The sequence below is a fragment of the Streptomyces solicamelliae genome (assembly GCF_045348655.1).
Classification (GTDB): domain Bacteria; phylum Actinomycetota; class Actinomycetes; order Streptomycetales; family Streptomycetaceae; genus Streptomyces; species Streptomyces solicamelliae.
In genome coordinates this window covers 2,013,769-2,029,400 of sequence record NZ_CP160404.1, presented here as the reverse complement: position 1 = coordinate 2,029,400, position 15,632 = coordinate 2,013,769, and the positions used below count along the sequence as shown (strand labels likewise).

At 73.8% G+C, this 15,632-nt stretch carries 17 protein-coding genes and 1 pseudogene; 7 read left to right on the top strand and 11 right to left on the bottom strand.

What is annotated here, in order from left to right; translation table 11 throughout:
* The first annotated feature begins 170 nt into the window (after positions 1–170).
* Genes ABZO31_RS09385 through ABZO31_RS09375 form a run of 3 tightly spaced genes read left to right on the top strand, consistent with a single transcriptional unit; the run spans position 171 to position 2,972 of the window.
* Positions 171–998: a Rossmann-like domain-containing protein gene (locus tag ABZO31_RS09385; protein WP_406860651.1), complete on the top strand. Its 828-nt coding sequence runs from the start codon at positions 171–173 to the stop codon at positions 996–998.
* Positions 995–2,041 carry a GHMP kinase gene (locus tag ABZO31_RS09380; protein ID WP_406860650.1) on the top strand — a complete coding sequence of 349 codons (1,047 nt, stop codon included), beginning with the start codon at positions 995–997 and terminating at the stop codon, positions 2,039–2,041. The genes ABZO31_RS09385 and ABZO31_RS09380 overlap by 4 nt, the downstream gene beginning before the upstream one ends.
* Positions 1,962–2,972 carry a pyridoxal-phosphate dependent enzyme gene (locus ABZO31_RS09375; protein ID WP_406860649.1) on the top strand — a complete coding sequence of 337 codons (1,011 nt, stop codon included), beginning with the start codon at positions 1,962–1,964 and terminating at the stop codon, positions 2,970–2,972. Before ABZO31_RS09380 ends, ABZO31_RS09375 begins: the two co-directional genes overlap by 80 nt.
* Here the strand turns inward: ABZO31_RS09375 and ABZO31_RS09370 are convergent.
* The 5 genes from ABZO31_RS09370 to ABZO31_RS09350 all read right to left on the bottom strand — a co-directional run bounded on the left by ABZO31_RS09370 (position 2,967) and on the right by ABZO31_RS09350 (position 6,899).
* Positions 2,967–3,371: a DUF6463 family protein gene (locus ABZO31_RS09370; RefSeq protein WP_406860648.1), complete on the bottom strand. Its 405-nt coding sequence runs from the start codon at positions 3,369–3,371 to the stop codon at positions 2,967–2,969. The genes ABZO31_RS09375 and ABZO31_RS09370 overlap by 6 nt on opposite strands.
* Positions 3,368–3,943 (bottom strand): TetR/AcrR family transcriptional regulator, encoded by a 576-nt coding sequence (locus ABZO31_RS09365; protein ID WP_406860647.1) that lies wholly within the window; start codon positions 3,941–3,943, stop codon positions 3,368–3,370. Before ABZO31_RS09365 ends, ABZO31_RS09370 begins: the two co-directional genes overlap by 4 nt.
* A 49-nt stretch (positions 3,944–3,992) precedes the next feature.
* Complete coding sequence (locus ABZO31_RS09360) at positions 3,993–5,006, bottom strand: LLM class F420-dependent oxidoreductase (protein WP_406860646.1); 1,014 nt, start codon at positions 5,004–5,006, stop codon at positions 3,993–3,995.
* A 104-nt stretch (positions 5,007–5,110) separates the two neighbouring features.
* Positions 5,111–5,965, bottom strand: coding sequence for a hypothetical protein (locus tag ABZO31_RS09355; protein ID WP_406860645.1), 855 nt, complete (start codon positions 5,963–5,965; stop codon positions 5,111–5,113).
* Positions 5,966–6,062: 97 nt separating this feature from the next.
* Positions 6,063–6,899, bottom strand: coding sequence for an N-acetylmuramoyl-L-alanine amidase (locus tag ABZO31_RS09350; RefSeq protein ID WP_406865303.1), 837 nt, complete (start codon positions 6,897–6,899; stop codon positions 6,063–6,065).
* Positions 6,900–7,228: 329 nt separating this feature from the next.
* Here ABZO31_RS09350 and ABZO31_RS09345 point away from each other — a divergent pair, with 329 nt between their 5' ends.
* Positions 7,229–8,791 carry a hypothetical protein gene (locus ABZO31_RS09345; protein WP_406860644.1) on the top strand — a complete coding sequence of 521 codons (1,563 nt, stop codon included), beginning with the start codon at positions 7,229–7,231 and terminating at the stop codon, positions 8,789–8,791.
* Here ABZO31_RS09345 and ABZO31_RS09340 read toward each other — a convergent pair.
* Positions 8,788–9,429 carry a class I SAM-dependent methyltransferase gene (locus tag ABZO31_RS09340; RefSeq protein ID WP_406860643.1) on the bottom strand — a complete coding sequence of 214 codons (642 nt, stop codon included), beginning with the start codon at positions 9,427–9,429 and terminating at the stop codon, positions 8,788–8,790. The two genes, ABZO31_RS09345 and ABZO31_RS09340, sit on opposite strands and share 4 nt — an antisense overlap.
* A gap of 46 nt (positions 9,430–9,475) precedes the next feature.
* Positions 9,476–9,883, bottom strand: a complete 408-nt coding sequence (locus ABZO31_RS09335; protein WP_406860642.1) for an ATP-binding protein — start codon at positions 9,881–9,883, stop codon at positions 9,476–9,478.
* An 84-nt stretch (positions 9,884–9,967) separates the two neighbouring features.
* Here ABZO31_RS09335 and ABZO31_RS09330 point away from each other — a divergent pair, with 84 nt between their 5' ends.
* Together ABZO31_RS09330 and ABZO31_RS09325 are read left to right on the top strand one after the other, a co-directional pair.
* A complete protein-coding gene (locus ABZO31_RS09330) occupies positions 9,968–10,810 on the top strand; it encodes a helix-turn-helix domain-containing protein (RefSeq protein ID WP_406860641.1) in 843 nt (280 codons plus the stop codon).
* A complete protein-coding gene (locus tag ABZO31_RS09325) occupies positions 10,779–11,051 on the top strand; it encodes a DUF397 domain-containing protein (RefSeq protein ID WP_406860640.1) in 273 nt (90 codons plus the stop codon). Before ABZO31_RS09330 ends, ABZO31_RS09325 begins: the two co-directional genes overlap by 32 nt.
* A 444-nt stretch (positions 11,052–11,495) precedes the next feature.
* On the opposite strand, the pseudogene ABZO31_RS09320 reads toward ABZO31_RS09325, so the two are convergent.
* The 4 genes and pseudogenes from ABZO31_RS09320 to ABZO31_RS09305 all read right to left on the bottom strand — a co-directional run.
* Positions 11,496–12,050, bottom strand: a pseudogene (locus ABZO31_RS09320) (isochorismatase family protein); the annotation flags it as partial.
* A gap of 17 nt (positions 12,051–12,067) precedes the next feature.
* On the bottom strand, positions 12,068–12,484 hold the full coding sequence (locus tag ABZO31_RS09315) for a VOC family protein (protein ID WP_406860639.1): 417 nt from the start codon (positions 12,482–12,484) through the stop codon (positions 12,068–12,070).
* 10 nt (positions 12,485–12,494) lie between these two features.
* Entirely contained in the window at positions 12,495–12,869 is a 375-nt protein-coding gene (locus tag ABZO31_RS09310) for a helix-turn-helix transcriptional regulator (RefSeq protein ID WP_406865302.1), read from the bottom strand.
* 68 nt (positions 12,870–12,937) lie between these two features.
* Positions 12,938–13,369: a DUF4259 domain-containing protein gene (locus ABZO31_RS09305; protein WP_406860638.1), complete on the bottom strand. Its 432-nt coding sequence runs from the start codon at positions 13,367–13,369 to the stop codon at positions 12,938–12,940.
* 85 nt (positions 13,370–13,454) lie between these two features.
* Between ABZO31_RS09305 and ABZO31_RS09300 the strand changes: the two genes are divergently transcribed.
* Positions 13,455–15,629, top strand: a complete 2,175-nt coding sequence (locus ABZO31_RS09300) for an acyl-CoA dehydrogenase (protein WP_406860637.1) — start codon at positions 13,455–13,457, stop codon at positions 15,627–15,629.
* The last annotated feature ends 3 nt before the right edge of the window (positions 15,630–15,632 follow it).

Sequence of the window (15,632 nt, the reverse complement as noted above, 5' to 3'; positions counted from 1 at the left end):
CCTCCGCGACGGCCTCTGCGTCCGTTCCGGCCCCTGCCTCCGCGACGAATTCCGGCTCCGTCATAGACCCCGCCCCCGCCACGGGTTCCGCGCCCGCCACGATCCCTGCTCCCTCGCCGGGTCCCGCTCCCGCGACCGACCCGGCCCCTGCCACGCCCCCCGCGCCCGCCATGTCCCCCGTCCCCGGCGTCGACGCGCTCGTCGCGGCCGTCCTCGCCGGCGAACACGGCCCGCTCCCCGCCGCGTCCGTCGCGACCAGCGTCTTCTGGATCCACCACGGCACCCGGCTCGCGGGCGGCGCCACCACGTACCTGAACCAGTACGTCCTGGTCCGCCTCGGCGGGTCCTTCGGCGGCTGCGCCTTCGAGGACGGCGAGCTCGATCCCGCGCTCTGCCGCGTGTACTCCGGCGCCCCCCTCGACGTCCTCCTGCGGGAGGGACCCCGGGCGCTGCGGATCGCCGCGCTCGACGCGTACCTCTCCGAAGTCCGCCCGCACCGGCGGGCGGCCGAGGCCGCCGAGGCCGAGCCCGTCACGCTGCCCGCCGGCACCCCGGAGGTCCGGGCGGTCGCCCGCGACGCCGCCATCGCCGGGCTCCTCGACATCGAGGAGGGCGCCCGGGTCGGGCTCATCGGCGTGGTCAACCCGCTCGTCGCCGCGATCCGCGAGCGCGGCGGCGTCCCCCTGCCCTGCGACCTCAACCTGAAGGCCACCCAGTGGGGCGACCCCGTGACCTCCGACATGCACGAGGTCCTCGACCGTGCCGACGCCGTCGTCGCCACCGGCATGACCCTGAGCAACGGCTCCTTCGACGTCGTCCTCGAACGCTGCCGCGCCCGCGGGATCCCGCTGGTCGTGTACGCGCAGACCGGCAGCGCCGTCGCCCGCGCCTTCCTCGGCTCCGGCGTCTCCGCCCTGTCCGCGGAGCCGTTCCCCTTCTCCCAGTTCAGCGCCGAGGAGACCGTCCTGTACCGCTACCGGACCGCGAGCCGCGCGTGAATCCCACGGCCCCGCCCGCATCCGTACCCGCATCCGCACAGGTCACCGGCATCGGACACGCCCCCGGCCACCACGGCGAACTCCTCCAGGGCGTCTTCCTCGACGAGGCGGGACGCCGCGTCGCCGGTCTCGTCACCCTGCCCCTCGCCGGCCCCGGCAGCCGCGCTGTGTTCGTCCGCCGGCCCGGCACCGCGCCCGAGGCCCTGACCGTCGTCCCCGCCGACCGCACCAAGGCCGCGCAGGCCGCCGCCCTCGCCGTGGCGGAGTGCGCGCGCCGGACCGGACTGCCGCCCTGCGGCGGGGAGTTGCGGCTCACCGGCGTCCTGCCGGTGGGCCTGGGCATGGGGAGCTCCACGAGTGACGTCATCGCCGCCGTCCGGGCGGTCGCCGACGCGTACGGGCTCCGGCTCGCCCCCGAGCGGGTGGCCAGCCTCGCCGTCCACGCCGAACGGGCCTCCGACCCGCTGATGCTGGACGGCCGCCCGGTCCTCTTCGCCCAGCGGGAGGGCCGCGTCCTGGAGGTCCTCGGCCCCGCCCTGCCGCCCCTCGTGGTCGTCGGCTGCGCCCTCGGCGGCGGGGCGCCCGTCGACACCCTCGCCCTGCCCGCCCGCCGCCCCGACGAGGCGGGCGCGGCGGACGTACGCGCCTACGCGCGGCTGCGCACGCTGCTGCGGCGGGCCGTCGCCACCGGTGACGCGCGCCTGCTGGGCGAGGTCGCCACCGCCAGCGCCCGGCGCGGCCAGGAGGTGCTCGGCCACCCCGAGTTCGACGATCTGGCCCGCGTCGCCCGGAGGGCCGGCGCGGTGGGCGTGCAGATCGCGCACAGCGGCGCCGTGGCGGGCGTCCTCTTCGACCCGGCCGTGCCGGGGCTGCGCACCCGCGTGCACGACTGCGTCCGCGCCCTGGACGCCCACGGCATCCCCGCCACCCGAACGTTCACCACCACCAGCGAGGAGTTCCTGCATGGACCGGCACATGGCGGAGGCGATCGGCCGTCCCGACCTGATACGTCTCGACGACCGGCTCGTCTGCCTGCGCTTTGAGACCATGAAGGTGGTCTCCGCCCTCGCGGCGGTCCGTCACCTCCTCGACACCGGGGCCGTACGCCCCGGGGACACCCTCGTCGACAGCTCCAGCGGCATCTACGCGTACGCCCTCGCCCTGGCCTGCCACCGCCACGGGATGCGCTGCCACATCGTCGGCTCCACCACCGTCGACCACACGCTCCGGACCCAACTCGCCGTGCTGGGCGCGACCCTGGAGCAGATGGAGCCCTGCGCCGACCTCAAGCTCGACCAGAAGCGGCGCGTGGAGCGGATCCACGAGATCCTCGCCGAGCACCCCGAGTACCACTGGATGCGGCAGTACCACGACGACATCCACTACCTCGGCTACCGGGGCGTCGCCGACCGCGTGCGGGAGGCCGTCGGCACGGACGGACTCACCGTCGTGGGCGGGGTGGGCTCGGGCGCCTCCACCGGCGCCCTCGCCCGCTATCTCCGCGCCTCCGACCCCGAGGTCGAACTCGTCGGCGTCCAGCCGTACGGCAGTGTCACCTTCGGCGCCGAGCACGTCTCCGACCCCGAGATCATCATCGCCGGCATCGGCAGCTCCATCCCCTTCGGGAACGTCTCCCACGAGCTGTACGACGTCCTGCACTGGGTCTCCTTCGACGCCGCCCTCTCGGGCAGCGTCGACCTGCTGCGGCGGCACGCGGTCTTCGCGGGCCTGTCGACCGGCGCCGCCTACCTCGCCGCCCGCCACGAACGCGACCGCGCCCCGCACCGGACGGTCCTCTTCGTCGCCGCGGACACCGGCCACCGCTACGTGGACACGGTCTACGCCCGCCACCACGAGGCCCGCCCCCTGGCGGAACTCACCCCGAACGAGGCCCCCGACCGGCACGCCCTCACCCTGCCGTGGTCCCGGATGCACTGGAACCGTGCCCGAGGGGCGGCCGCACATCCCTCATGACGGGTCCGGTGCGGCGGGCCGGCGGGCGGCGACGAGGCCGAGGACGCCGACGGCGAGGACGGGCCAGCCGCCGGTGACGGGGAAGTAGAGCACGCACAGGGGGATGCCGACGGCCACCAGGTACCAGCCGACCTGGGCGGGCAGCCGGCCGGTGGTGCGGACGGCGTGCCGGGCCAGGGTGCCCATGGCGAGGAGCGCGACGCCGGAGATCATCCACCAGACGCTGAACTCGCGCAGGAAGTGGTCCCGGGCGCCGGTGTCGACGACGCTGCGTAAGACGCCGTCGCGCGCTATCGCGCCCCAGGCGTGCGGCTGGGCGACGAGACCGTAGACGAAGTGGAGCAGCGCGATGCCGATGATCAGCCGGGGGACCCAGCGGGCCAGCGGGTGCACGGTCATGACGGGTCCTCCTGAGGGGCGAGGCGCAGGGCCAGGGCGTAGACCTCGCGCAGCTGGGCGGCGGTGACCGGCGGGACGACCTGCTGGGCGCCGACGAGGACCAGGTACAGCAGCCGGGCCATGGGCTCGACGTCGGCCTCGGGGCCGCCGAGGCCCTGCCAGAGGGCCCGCAGGTAGGCGACGCGGGCGCGGTCGACGCGCTCCTGGACGGCGTGCGCCTCGGGGTCCTGCAGGGCCCAGGAGCGGATGGCGCTGTCGATGTCCTCGCCACCGCCGCCGTCGCCGCCTTCGGCGTCCAGGACGAGGTCCTGGAGGCGCTGCAGCCGCTCCCGCGCGGAGTCGCCGGCGGTCTCCGCCTCGGCGATGAAGCGGCTCGTGTGCTCGGCCTCGTAGTGCGCGAGCAGGTCGGTCCGGAAGCCGGTGATGCCCTTGAAGTGGTGGTAGAAGGAGCCTTTGGTCAGGTCGAGTTCGTCGCACAGCCGCTCGACGGTCAGCGCCCGCGCGCCGTCCTGCCGCAGCACACCGAGCCCGGTCTCCAGCCAATCCCGCTTGTTTGCCCGTTTGCTTGCCATGCGCGGAACGTACCATACGGAATGGTATGGAGTTCGTCCAACTTCCTTGTCACACCGCCCCGTTCAGCTCCGCCAGCACGCGCAGCGTCGTCTGGTCCGGGGCCGTGACCAGCAGGTCGGTGACCGGGCCCGCGCGCCAGGCCGCGAGCCGTTCGGCGATCCGTTCCCGGGGTCCTACCAGGGCGATCTCGTCGGCGAAGGCGTCCGGTACGGCCAGCACCGCCTCCTCGCGGCGGCCTTCCGCGAACAGTTCCTGGATGTGCCGGGCCTCCGCCTCGTAGCCCATGCGCCCCATCAGGTCCGCGTGGAAGTTCCGGGCCGCGTGGCCCATGCCGCCGATGTAGAAGCCGAGCATCGCCTTGACCGGCAGCAGGCCCTCGGCGACGTCGTCGCAGACCTGGGCCCGGACCATGGGGGCGACCAGGAAGTCCTCGGGGAAGGCGGTGACGCCGTACACGTCGGCGTACCGGGTCGGCGACCAGTACAGCGGCAGCCAGCCGTCGGCGATCCTCAGTGTCTGGGCGACGTTCTTCGGCCCTTCCGCGCCGAGCAGGACGGGCAGATCCGGCCGCAGCGGGTGGGTGATCGGCTTCAGCGGCTTGCCGAGGCCGGTGCCGTCCGGGCCCGCGTACGGGTGGGAGTGGAAGCGGCCGTCGAGCGCCACCGGCCCCTCGCGGCGCAGCACCTGCCGGATCACGTCCACGTACTCGCGGGTCGCGGTCAGCGGGGAGCGCGGGAAGGGCCGGCCGTACCAGCCCTCCACGACCTGCGGCCCCGACAGGCCGAGTCCGAGCAGCATCCGCCCGCCGGAGAGGTGGTCCAACGTGAGGGCGTGCATCGCGGTGGCCGTGGGCGTGCGGGCGGCCATCTGCGCGACCGCCGTGCCCAGCCTGATGCGGGAGGTGTGGGCGGCGATCCAGGTCAGCGCGGTGAACGCGTCGGAGCCCCATGCCTCGGCGGTCCACACCGAGTCGTAGCCCAGCCGCTCGGCCTCGCGGGCGAGTTCGAGGTGCGCGGGGGAGGGGCCGCGCCCCCAGTAGCCGAGGGCGAGTCCGAGTCGCATGGCGGGCAGCCTTTCTGACGATCCGTCAGCTCTGCCGGGAGGGTACGCCAACGGCCCCCCGCCCGGAAGGGCGAGGGGCCGCTGGGGAGTGGAGCGGGGCGCCGTCAGCCGCGCTGGATGCCCGTGGTGTCCTGGAGGACGCCGCGGCGCCCGTCCTGCGTCTGCGCCACCAGCGCGTCACCGCGCTGGTCGACCGCGAGGTACCACGTGCCCGGGGCCAGTTCGGCGACCGGAGCCTGCGAGCCGTCCTCGGCGTACAGCGGACGGGCCGCCGGCACTGCGAACCAGAACGGCGCGAAGTCGCCGGCCGGCTGCGGCTGACCGCCGAACGACGGGTCCTGCGCACCCGGACCCGGCTGCGGCTGGCCCTGCTGCGCGCCGAACGGCTGGCCCTGCTGCGCGTGCGGGTCGCCGTAGGGCTGCTGGTGCTGCTGCGCGCCCGGGTAGCCGTAGCCGCCCGGGACCGCCTGCTGACCGGGGCCGGGCTGGCCCGGCTGCATCCCGTACGGCTGCGGGGCCTGCGGCCGCGGCGCGCTGACCAGCGGGGCGTTCAGCGCGGGCAGCAGCGGGCCGGCGACGGCGGCACCGGCCAGCGCCAGGGCGCCGATGAGGCCGAGGATCAGGCCGGGGCCGACGCTCGGGGACTCGAAGACGTACATCAGCATCGTCCAGGCCGAGGCGACCGTGAACGCGGCGCCGACCTGGCCGAGCTCCAGACCCGCGACCTTGCGCCCCTGCAGCTGCGGCAGGCCGCGCGACAGGACCACGAGGGCCGCGCCGGCGATGCCGAGCAGGAACGTGCCCCAGCCGAGCGGGGAGTACTCCCAGGAGAACGTCGAGGGCACGTTGGCACAGAAGCTGCCGCTGCAGCTGCTGATGCTCAGGAACGAGGCGATGAACAGCACCACCGCTGCTCCGATCACCACGCCGTCGGCTCGGGTGAGCGAGCGGATATTCACGTTGAAAAGTCCTTCGTCGGGTCGTCTCGTCGGGAGGGCGCGCAAGGCACGGGGGTGGCACCGTCGTCGTCCGGACGAAATCTATCGTCCGTGGGGGCTACCCCTTCAGGTAGGTCCCGATGCCTTCCGCGATTCCGTGCGCCGCTTTCTGGCGCCATGCCGCATTGGTGAGCAATGCGGCATCCTTCGGGTCGCGCATGTTGCCGCATTCCAGGAAGACTTTCGGGACGGTCGACAGGTTGAGCCCGCCGAGGTCGTCGCGGACGTCCAATCCGGTGCCGGAGCCGATGTAGTTGGCGGGCGAGGTGCCCGTGGCACGCGCGAAGTGCGTCGCGATGCGCTCGCCGAGCGTACGCGACGGAGCGACGATCGGGGCGGTGTCCGCGGCCCCCGAGCGCACCGGTGCGGGCAGGATCACATGGAAACCGCGATTCCCGGCCGCCGAGCCGTCGGCGTGCACGGAGACCACCGCGTCGGCCTTCCTGCCGTTGCCGATGCGGGCCCGCTCGTCGATGCAGGGGCCGTAGGGGCGGTCGGCGTCGTGCGTGAGCACGACGGTCGCCCCCTGGGCCTCGAGGAGATCCCGCAGGCGGTGTGAAACATCGAGGGTGAATGCGGCCTCCGTGTAATCGTCCGCCGTCGCGGTGCCGGTGGTGTCGCATTCCTTTCGGTTCGTCCCGATGTCGACCTTCTGGTTGATCTCCTTGGTGTGCCGGAAGTTGCCCGGATTGTGCCCCGGGTCGATCACGATCGTCCGGCCGGCGAGGGAGGACGGCACGGGCCGCACGGCGGGAGAGCCGCTGCCGGACGGCTGCGGCCGCGCGGAGGACGGGGCGGAGGAGTGCGGGGCGGCCTTCGCGTCGGGCGCGGGGGTCGTACCGCACCCGGCCAGGAGGGCGCAGGCGGCGGCGGAGGTGGTGAGGACGAGGGGCATCCGGATGTGGTGGGGCACCCCGCGACTCTATTGCGCCGGGCGGCGGTGCGTCCGAGGCCCGCCGTGACAGACCGGACATTCTGGAGCACGGAGGGACTGTGAAGGGCGCGCGGCGGGTAGGTGAAGGGAAGCGCCGGCCGGGTGGCTGTGCGCGTGACCACAGAGGGGGGACTGTGGTGGGGGAAGAACCGAACGACGCACCGCGCCCGTACGCGCCGCCACCGCCCGCACAACCACCGTTCGTGCCGCCACCTGGACCGCCGGGGCCGCCGGGGCCGTCGTCCGCGGCGCCGCCGGGGCCGCCGCCGATGGGATGGCCGGTACCGCCCATGGGGCCGCCCGACCCGCCGGGCCCGCGGCCCGAGCCGAACGCGGCGCAGGCGGCACTCGTCGCGCTGCTGAACCTGTCCGGACTCGGCCTCGGCTACGCACTGCTGCGCCACTGGCGCTCGGCCGCCCTCTGCTGGGCCGCCACCGTGGCCCTGCTCGTCGCCGCCCTGCCGGCTGACGTGGACGGCGTGCCCGCCGGCATCGTCGCCGGGTACGCCGTGGTCCTGGCGGCCGCGGCCGCCGACGGCGCCCGGCGCGGACTGCGCGCCCCGCTCGCCGTCGGCCCGGGGCGGGTGCCCGTCGCCCTGCCGACGGCCCTGGCACTCGCGATGGCGCTGCTCGTCGTCCCGGTGGGCGGCTCGGTGGCCTACGGCGCGGCGCAGGACGAGGCCGTGGAGCGGTCGCTGCTCGACCGGCTCGCCGCCGCCGACGAGCTGGTGGCGGACGCGGAGGGCCAGAGCTTCACCACCGTGCAGGCCGACTACGACGAGGCCCTGAAGGTCTACACGTATCTCGGCACCGAGCGCTCCGGCTCGCGGGCCGGCCGGCTCGTGCCGGACCGCCTCCGGGCGTACTACAGGAGCGTCTCGGCCTTCCACGCCGAGCGCCGGTACTGCGAGGCCGTGCCCGGGCTCGTGCACCTGCGGGCCCTGGACGGGACGCTCGACCGCTCCCTGCTGAAGGGCCTGAGGGGCCGGGCCGACGAGCCGCTGGCCCAGTCCTGGTACGAGTGCGGGATATCCGGGCTCGGCGGCGCGGGCTCCGAGAGCACCGCCGCCGGGCACCTCAACGCCCTGCTCGCGACCTTCCCCGAGTCACCGCACGCCGGCCGCGTCGAACCGGCGGTGCGGCAGGCCGTGCGCACCAAGTCCGCCGCGGCCGTCGGCGGCGCCGAGCCGTGCGTCGGCGGCGAGGAGCTCCGCCGCGTCGCCACCACCGTCGGCCTGTTGCCGAAGGCCCGCTTCGGCACGCTCGGCCAGGAGACCCAGGAGGCCGTCCGCAAGGGCGACTTCGCCTGCGGCGTCGATCAGTTCAAGGACAAGGAGTACACCGAGGCGGCCCGGACGATGACGGAGTACACCCGGAAGTACGGCAGCAGCCGGGAGGCCGGTCAGGCGCGGAACATCGCGACGGCCGCCGAGATCGCGGACGAGGACCCGGCGGCCGGCCGCAGCCTGCCCCCGGCCGGCGCGCCCGGCGGCCCGCGCATGGTCATGGTCGTCAGCAACGACGGCCCCGGCGAGGTCGAGCTGCTCTACACGGGGCCCGTCACCGGCCGGATCACCCTGCGGCCCTGCGCGAGCTGCCGGACGTACGGCGGACTGGCCCTGCTCGACCGGTCGGCCGCCAAGCCCTGCTCCGGCCCGTCCTCGAAGTACCCCAGGGCGACGCTCCTGCTGCCCGCCGGCACGTACCACTTCCTCCAGAAGCGGTCGCAGTCGTCGCTGTACGGCGGCCAGCGCAAGGCCAGCACGACCAAGGTCCAGTCGGGCTACACGTACACGAACTGCCTGTACGTGACCACGTCGCTGCCCGGCATCGTCCCGTTGCCCCGGACCTAGATCCCGTCGCCGACGCGGCGCAGCACCCGGAGGGAGTCCGTCACCGAGACCTCCTCGAAGGCCCCGGACCCGATCGCCCGCAGATAGATCCGGTACGGGGCCTGGCCGCCGTCCTCCGGGTTCGGGAACACGTCGTGGATCACCAGCAGCCCGCCACGGGCGACCTTCGGGGCCCAGCCCTCGTAGTCGTTCGTGGCGTGCTCGTCCGTGTGCCCGCCGTCGATGAACACGAAGCCGAGCTCGCCGCCCCACGCCTTCGCCACCTGCGGCGAACGGCCGACCACGGCGATCACGTGCTCCTCCAGGCCCGCCTTGCGCAGCGTGCGGCGGAACGTCGGCAGCGTGTCCATCAGCCCGACCTCCGGGTCCACGACCGTCGGGTCGTGGTACTCCCACCCCGGCTGCTGCTCCTCGCTGCCCCGGTGGTGGTCCACCGTCACCGCCGCGACGCCCGCCTGCCGCGCCACGTCCGCCAGCAGGATCGTCGACCGCCCGCAGTACGTCCCGACCTCCAGCAGCGGCAGCCCCAGCTTCGCGGCCTCGGCCGCCGCCTCGTACAGCGCCAGCCCCTCCTTCACGGGCATGAAGCCCTTGGCCGACTCGAACGCGGCGAGGATCTCGGTCTCGGGGGCGGGCATGCGGGCTCCTACTGGTCGGTACGGGCGTACGGGCAGCCATCGTGCCCTACGCGTCGCACTCGAACCACACCCGCTTCCCCTCCGGCGTCTCCTCGACCCCCCACCGGTCCGTCACCGCCTCCACCAGCAGCAACCCCCGCCCGCCGTCGTCCAGCGGATCCCCGCCCTTCGCCGCGACCGTGCCGGCGACTCCGTCCGCGACCTCGACTCTCAGTCCGTAGGGTTCGAGCAGCACGATCACCGCGCACCGCCGGTCCGGTACGTGCCGCACGACGTTCGCGACGAGCTCGGTCAGCGCGAGCTCGGCGGCGTCGGTCAGGTGGGGCAGCCGCCAATGAGCGAGAAAGCTGCGCAGGATGCGGCGCATGTGGCGGGCCGAATGCTCACCGACGGTGAACCCCATCCGATAGTTCGCGTCAATTTCCGCCGGTGGGGGCTCGGTTGCGTGATTCATGTCACCAGGCTGCGGTCGACTGGTTACGCTCGGCTACGGACCGAACCCAACGCCTGCGGGCGTGAGCTTGGGGGTGACCTCGCGTTGGCCAACATCCGTGACCTGGATCCGAGTGCCTCGCCGCTGGACTACTACGGCGCGGAGCTGAGACGGCTGAGAGAGGAAGCCGGCCTCAACCAGCCCCAGCTCGGCAAGATCCTGTTCTGCACGGCGTCCCTCGTCGGCCAGATCGAGACGGCGAAGAAGGTGCCGACCAGGGAGTTCTCGGAACGGGTCGACGCGGCGCTGCTGACGGGCGGGTTGTTCAGCCGGTTGGTGGGGTTGGTGCTGCGGAGCCAGTTGCCGACGTGGTTCCAGGCGTATGCGGAGATGGAGGCGAAGGCGGGTTACATCTCCACGTACCAGTCGCAGGTCGTCTACGGCCTGCTGCAGACCGAGGCGTACGCGCGCGCCGTGCTGGGCGTGGACCAGCCGGAGGACCGGATCGACAAGATGGTGGCGGCGCGAATGGAGCGCCAGCGCGTCCTGGAGCGTGACCACCCACCGGTGTTGTGTGTGGTGCTGGACGAAGCGGTACTGCGCCTGGAGATCGGCGGCCGGGAGGTCATGCGTGATCAACTGGCGCGCCTGTTGGGACTCCTGGAGAGCAGGTGGATCCAGGTCCAGGTGCTTCCGTTCAGTGTCGGCGAACATGCCGGATTGATGGGCTCGTTCACCCTCCTGCGCTTCGACGACGATCCGGACCTCTTCTACTCGGAGAGCTACGACTCCGGGCACATGACGGCCAATCCGCAAGTGATCAGGGAGCGTTCGGTCGGATACGCTCGCCTGCAAGCCACAGCCCTCTCCCGGGAGGACTCGGCGGCGCTGATCACACGGGTGATGGAGGAACGCTATGGGCACGAGCCAGGAACTGCGGTGGCGTAAGTCGTCGTACAGCGGCGACACCGGCGGTCAGTGCATCGAATGCGCACCCCTCGGCTCCGCCGCCTGGCGCAAGTCCAGCTACAGCGGCAGCAGCGGCGGCGAGTGCATCGAGGTGGCCGACCTCACCCCCCACATCGCCGTCCGCGACTCCAAGAACCCCGGCGGCCCCGTCCTCACCCTCACGCCCGCCGCGTTCGCGGCGTTCGTCGAGGCTGCCGCCCGCGGGCGCGTCGGGGCGTGAGCGGGGGCGGGGACTGGTACGTCCTGGTCGAGACCGGGACGGGGACCGACGGTCGGCAGGAGCTGCAGCGGGCGATCCACGTCGAGGGCGGCCGGGACGCGGCCCTCGTCCGCGCCGCCGAGCTGGCGCGGAACTGTCAGTCCAACGGCGAGGACGGCCCCTCGCCCCTCGGCCGCCGGGTCTTCCGGATCTCCGAGACGAGCTGGCTCGTGGAGGTCCTCAGGTCCTGGTGGTTCGAGGGCGACCGAGAGCCCCACACCAGTGCGTCCCTCCTCCGCATCTCCGTCGCGGAGTTGGAGTACGCGAAGGAACTCGTCCCCGCCGAACAGCCCAAGGGCCGCCTGCGGCGCCTGCTCGGCCGGGACTAGGTCCCGCTCTGGCGTCACTCCCAGGGTCTCGGTCTCCGAGACCGGAGACGACGGCACGGCGGGGAATGCCGGACCAGGGCGCGGCGAAGTCGACCTCGGCCGCCGGGAGTACGCGGATGCGGCGGCCGGGGAAGCCGATGCCGCGGAAGATCTCGTTGTGGTGGGCGATGGCCGCGTCCGGCGGGGCGTACGGGGACGGCTCCTCGGCCGGGTCGGGGCGGACCGACGTCGTGTGGCCGTCGGACACGAGGACCAGGTCGTAGCGGTGGGCGAGGGCCGAGCGGGACGTCGTGTCGACGCAGATCTCCGTCGCGAAGCCCGTGACGACGACCTCGGTCGCGCCGAGGGACGTGAGAATCCGGTCGAGGTCGGTGTCGAGGAAGCTGTCCGCGCTGTTCTTGGCGACGACGGTCTCGTCGTCGCCCGGAGCGAACTCGGGTGTGATCCGCCAGCCGTCCGTCCCGGCGACCAGCTCGTCGTCGGCGTGCTGGACCGTGATCACCGGGACGCCGGCGGCGCGCGCCCGGGTGCGGAGGGCGGCGATCGTGGCCACCGTCTCGGCAGGGCGGTGGGCGATGGCCACGAGGGCGTTCTGCATGTCGACGACGAGCAGCGCTGCGGTGTGCGGCATGCCGCACACCGCAGTGGTCACTGCTTGCGCGGCTGGGTGAAGCGGATCATGTTGCCGGCCGGGTCGCGGAACGCGCAGTCGCGGACGCCGTACGGCTGGTCGACGGGCTCCTGGAGGACGTCGGCGCCGGCCGTGCGGATGCGTTCGAACGTGGCGTCGACGTCGTCCGTGCGGAAGATGACGCCGCGGAGCAGGCCCTTGGCCATCAGGGCGGTGACGGCGTCGCGGTCGACGGGGGAGGCGCTGGGGTCGGCGACGGGGGTCTCGAGGACGATGTCCAGGTCCGGCTGGGCCGGGGAGCCGACCGTGACCCAGCGCATGCCCTCGAAGCCGACGTCGTTGCGGACCTCCAGGCCCAGGACGTCCCGGTAGAACGGGATCGCCTTGTCGTGGTCGTCGACGGTGATGAAGCAGGTGGAGAGGTTGATGTCCATGCGCTCCACGCTAGGAGCGCGGCGCCGACTTCGCTTCTCCGTTCCTGACCGGTCGGGTGTACACCTTGGCGACGCAGGCGGGGATCGCCGCGCCGTCCTCGTGGTCGCGGGCCCGGTAGGCGCTGGGGGTCTCGCCGACCAGTTCGGTGAACCGGGAGCTGAAGGAGCCCAGGGACGTACAGCCGACCTCGAAGCAGACCTCGGTCACCGACAGGTCGCCGCGGCGCAGCAGCGCCTTGGCGCGCTCGATGCGGCGGGTCATGAGGTAGCTGTACGGGGTCTCGCCGTACGCCGCGCGGAAGCTGCGGGAGAAATGACCGGGTGACATCAGCGCCGTACGGGCGAGGGCCGTGACGTCGAGCGGCGAGGCGTACTCGCGGTCCATCTGGTCGCGGGCCCGGCGCAGGCGGCGGAGGTCGTCGACATTCACCGTTCCACGATCCCACAGAGCCGTCAGGCAGGTGGGGTCGTTGCGGCGGTCACGGCGGCGAGGACGCCGCGCAGGCGCAGGACGCCCTCCCGCCACGGGCCGCCGCTCTCGCCCTCGTCCCACAGCTCCACCAGCTCCGACTCCGGGCCCAGGATCCGGTCCAGGGCCCGTACCGCGAGCGGGCGCAGGTCCGCGGGCAGGTCGGGCAGCGGCTCGTCGGGGCCGTAGGGGGTGGTGACCGGGTCGCCGCCCGGGCACTGCGCGGCGACGAGCGCCGCGGCGGCGACGGCGGTCACCGCGATGTCCGAGTCGAGGTACTCCTCGCCCTCCTCGAACACCGCGAGGAACTGCTCGCGGATCAGCCCGGGGCGCTCGCCCTGCGGCAGGTCGTCGAGGTCCCCGCCGAAGTCCGCCGCCGTGTCGTTGTCGAAGTGTCCGATGTCCCAAGTACCCATGCGGAACATCGTGGCAGGCGGCACTGACAATCCGTCCCGCATCTGACCTTCCGTCAGAATGGAACGTGTTCTAGTCTGCCCTGCCATGAGCATCGCCCTCACGCACGAACAGCGGGAGCTCGCCCGCGCCGTCCGCGGCCTGCTCGCCCGGGTCGCGCCGGCCGAGGAGGTGCGCAAGCACCTCGATGTCCCCGGTACCGCCACCGCCCGCCCCGTCCACTGGGACGCGCTCGCCGAGCAGGGGCTGCACGCCCTGCACCTGCCCGAGGAGCACGGCGGCGGGGGCGGGACCCTGGCCGATCTGGCCGTCGCCCTGGAGGAGGCCGGGCGGGCCGTGCTGCCCGGCCCGTACCTGCCGCACGTCCTCGCGGCCGAGGTCCTGCGCCGCGCCGGGCTCGTCGCGCTCGTCGCCGAGCTGGCCTCCGGGCGGCGGATCGGGGCGGTCGCCCTCGGGGCCGGTGCGCTGACCGCCGTGCCGTCCCCGCACGGCGGATACGTCCTCACCGGGACCGCCCCGCCCGTGCTCGCCGGCGCGCAGGCGGACCTGCTGGTCCTGGCGGCTGAGGGACCGGACGGCACCGTCTGGGCGGCCGTGGACGCCGACGCGCTCGCCGTACGGGTCCACGACAGCGCCGACCCGACCCGGCCGACCGCCGAGGTCGTCGCCGACGCCGTCCCCTTACCTCCGGACCGGGTCCTCGCCCTCGGCCCCGGGCTGGTCCGCGACCTCGCCGCCGTGCTGTACGCGGCCGACGCCTGCGGCACCGCCGGCCGGGCCCTGGAGACGGCGGCGGAGTACGCCAAGGTGCGCGAGCAGTTCGGGCGGCCGATCGGGCGGTTCCAGGGGGTCAAGCACCTCTGCGCCGACATGTTGGTCACACTCGAACAGGCCCGCGCCCTGACGTGGGACGCGGCGCTCGCCGCGGACGATCCGCGCGCCCCCGACGACGTACGCGCCCTCACCGCCGCGCTCGCCGCCTCCGTCGCGCTGGACGCCGCGTACCGCTGCGCCAAGGACTGCATCCAGATCCTCGGCGGCATCGGCTTCACCTGGGAGCACGACGCCCACCTGTACCTGCGCCGCGCCGTCGTCGCCCGCCAGCTCCTCGGCGGCGGCGACGCCCACCGCGCCCGCGCCGTCCGGCTCGCCGCCGCCGGGACGCGGCGCGAGCTGCGGCTCGACCTGCCGGAGGAGGCCGAGGCGTACCGGGCCGAGGCGCGGACGGCCGTGGCGCGGGCCCGCGGGCTCGACCCCGAGGAGGCCCGCCGCGCCCTCGCCCCCACCGGGCTCGCCGCCCCGCACCTGCCGCCGCCGTACGGCCTCGGGGCCGGGCCGGTGCAGCAGCTCGCCGTCCAGCAGGAGCTCGCGGCCGCCGGGGTGAGCCCGAGCGGGCTCGGCATCGCCACCTGGGTCGTCCCGTCGCTGCTCGCGTACGGAACGGAGGAACAGAAGGAGCGGTACCTCGTCCCGACCCTCCGCGGCGACCTGCTGTGGTGCCAGCTGTTCAGCGAGCCCGGGGCCGGCTCCGACCTCGCCTCACTGCGCACCCGCGCCGAACGGACCGAGGACGGCTGGCGGATCACCGGGCAGAAGGTGTGGACGAGCGCCGCCCAGTGGGCCGACCACGGGATCCTGCTCGCCCGGACCGACGCCGACGCCCCCAAGCACCAGGGGCTCACGTACTTCGTCGTCGACATGAAGAACACCCCCGGCATCGACATCCGCCCCCTGAAGGAGATCACCGGGGACTCGCTCTTCAACGAGGTCTGGTTCGACGACGCACCGCTCCCCGCGGACGCCGTCGTCGGCGAGGTGAACGACGGCTGGCGGGTCGCCCGCAACACCCTCGGCAACGAGCGGGTCCACATGGCCGACCAGGTCGCCTTCGACACCGGCCTGGAGTCGCTGATCGACGCCTCCGGCCGCGCCGACGAGCCCGTCCGCGTACGGATCGGGGCGCTCGTCGCGGAGGCGCACGCGCTCGGCTGCATCGGGCTGCGCACCACGCTGCTCCAGGTCTCGGGGCTCGAACCGGGCGCGGGGGCCAGCGTGCGCAAGCTCGTCCAGACCGGGCACCAGCAGCGGCTCGCCGAGCTGGCCCTCGAACTCCTCGGACCGGCGGGCGCGGTGCGGGAGGGGGCGGGGGAGCGGGCGGTGCACGGGCTGCTCATGTCCCGCTGCCTGACCATCGCCGGCGGCACCACGCAGGTCCAGCTGAACGTCGTCGCCGAGCGCATTCTCGGCCTGCCCAGGGACTGAAGG

Coding starts and splice junctions, on each gene's coding strand:
- ABZO31_RS09335 (WP_406860642.1), bottom strand. CDS start 9,883: ATGAATCACGCAACCGAGCCCCCACCGGCGGAAATTGACGCGAACTAT.
- ABZO31_RS09315 (WP_406860639.1), bottom strand. CDS start 12,484: ATGGACATCAACCTCTCCACCTGCTTCATCACCGTCGACGACCACGAC.
- ABZO31_RS09365 (WP_406860647.1), bottom strand. CDS start 3,943: ATGGCAAGCAAACGGGCAAACAAGCGGGATTGGCTGGAGACCGGGCTC.
- ABZO31_RS09340 (WP_406860643.1), bottom strand. CDS start 9,429: ATGCCCGCCCCCGAGACCGAGATCCTCGCCGCGTTCGAGTCGGCCAAG.
- ABZO31_RS09345 (WP_406860644.1), top strand. CDS start 7,229: ATGGGGCCGCCCGACCCGCCGGGCCCGCGGCCCGAGCCGAACGCGGCG.
- ABZO31_RS09370 (WP_406860648.1), bottom strand. CDS start 3,371: ATGACCGTGCACCCGCTGGCCCGCTGGGTCCCCCGGCTGATCATCGGC.
- ABZO31_RS09300 (WP_406860637.1), top strand. CDS start 13,455: ATGAGCATCGCCCTCACGCACGAACAGCGGGAGCTCGCCCGCGCCGTC.
- ABZO31_RS09310 (WP_406865302.1), bottom strand. CDS start 12,869: ATGGACCGCGAGTACGCCTCGCCGCTCGACGTCACGGCCCTCGCCCGT.
- ABZO31_RS09325 (WP_406860640.1), top strand. CDS start 10,779: ATGGGCACGAGCCAGGAACTGCGGTGGCGTAAGTCGTCGTACAGCGGC.
- ABZO31_RS09305 (WP_406860638.1), bottom strand. CDS start 13,369: ATGGGTACTTGGGACATCGGACACTTCGACAACGACACGGCGGCGGAC.
- ABZO31_RS09385 (WP_406860651.1), top strand. CDS start 171: ATGTCCCCCGTCCCCGGCGTCGACGCGCTCGTCGCGGCCGTCCTCGCC.
- ABZO31_RS09360 (WP_406860646.1), bottom strand. CDS start 5,006: ATGCGACTCGGACTCGCCCTCGGCTACTGGGGGCGCGGCCCCTCCCCC.
- ABZO31_RS09350 (WP_406865303.1), bottom strand. CDS start 6,899: ATGCCCCTCGTCCTCACCACCTCCGCCGCCGCCTGCGCCCTCCTGGCC.
- ABZO31_RS09375 (WP_406860649.1), top strand. CDS start 1,962: ATGGACCGGCACATGGCGGAGGCGATCGGCCGTCCCGACCTGATACGT.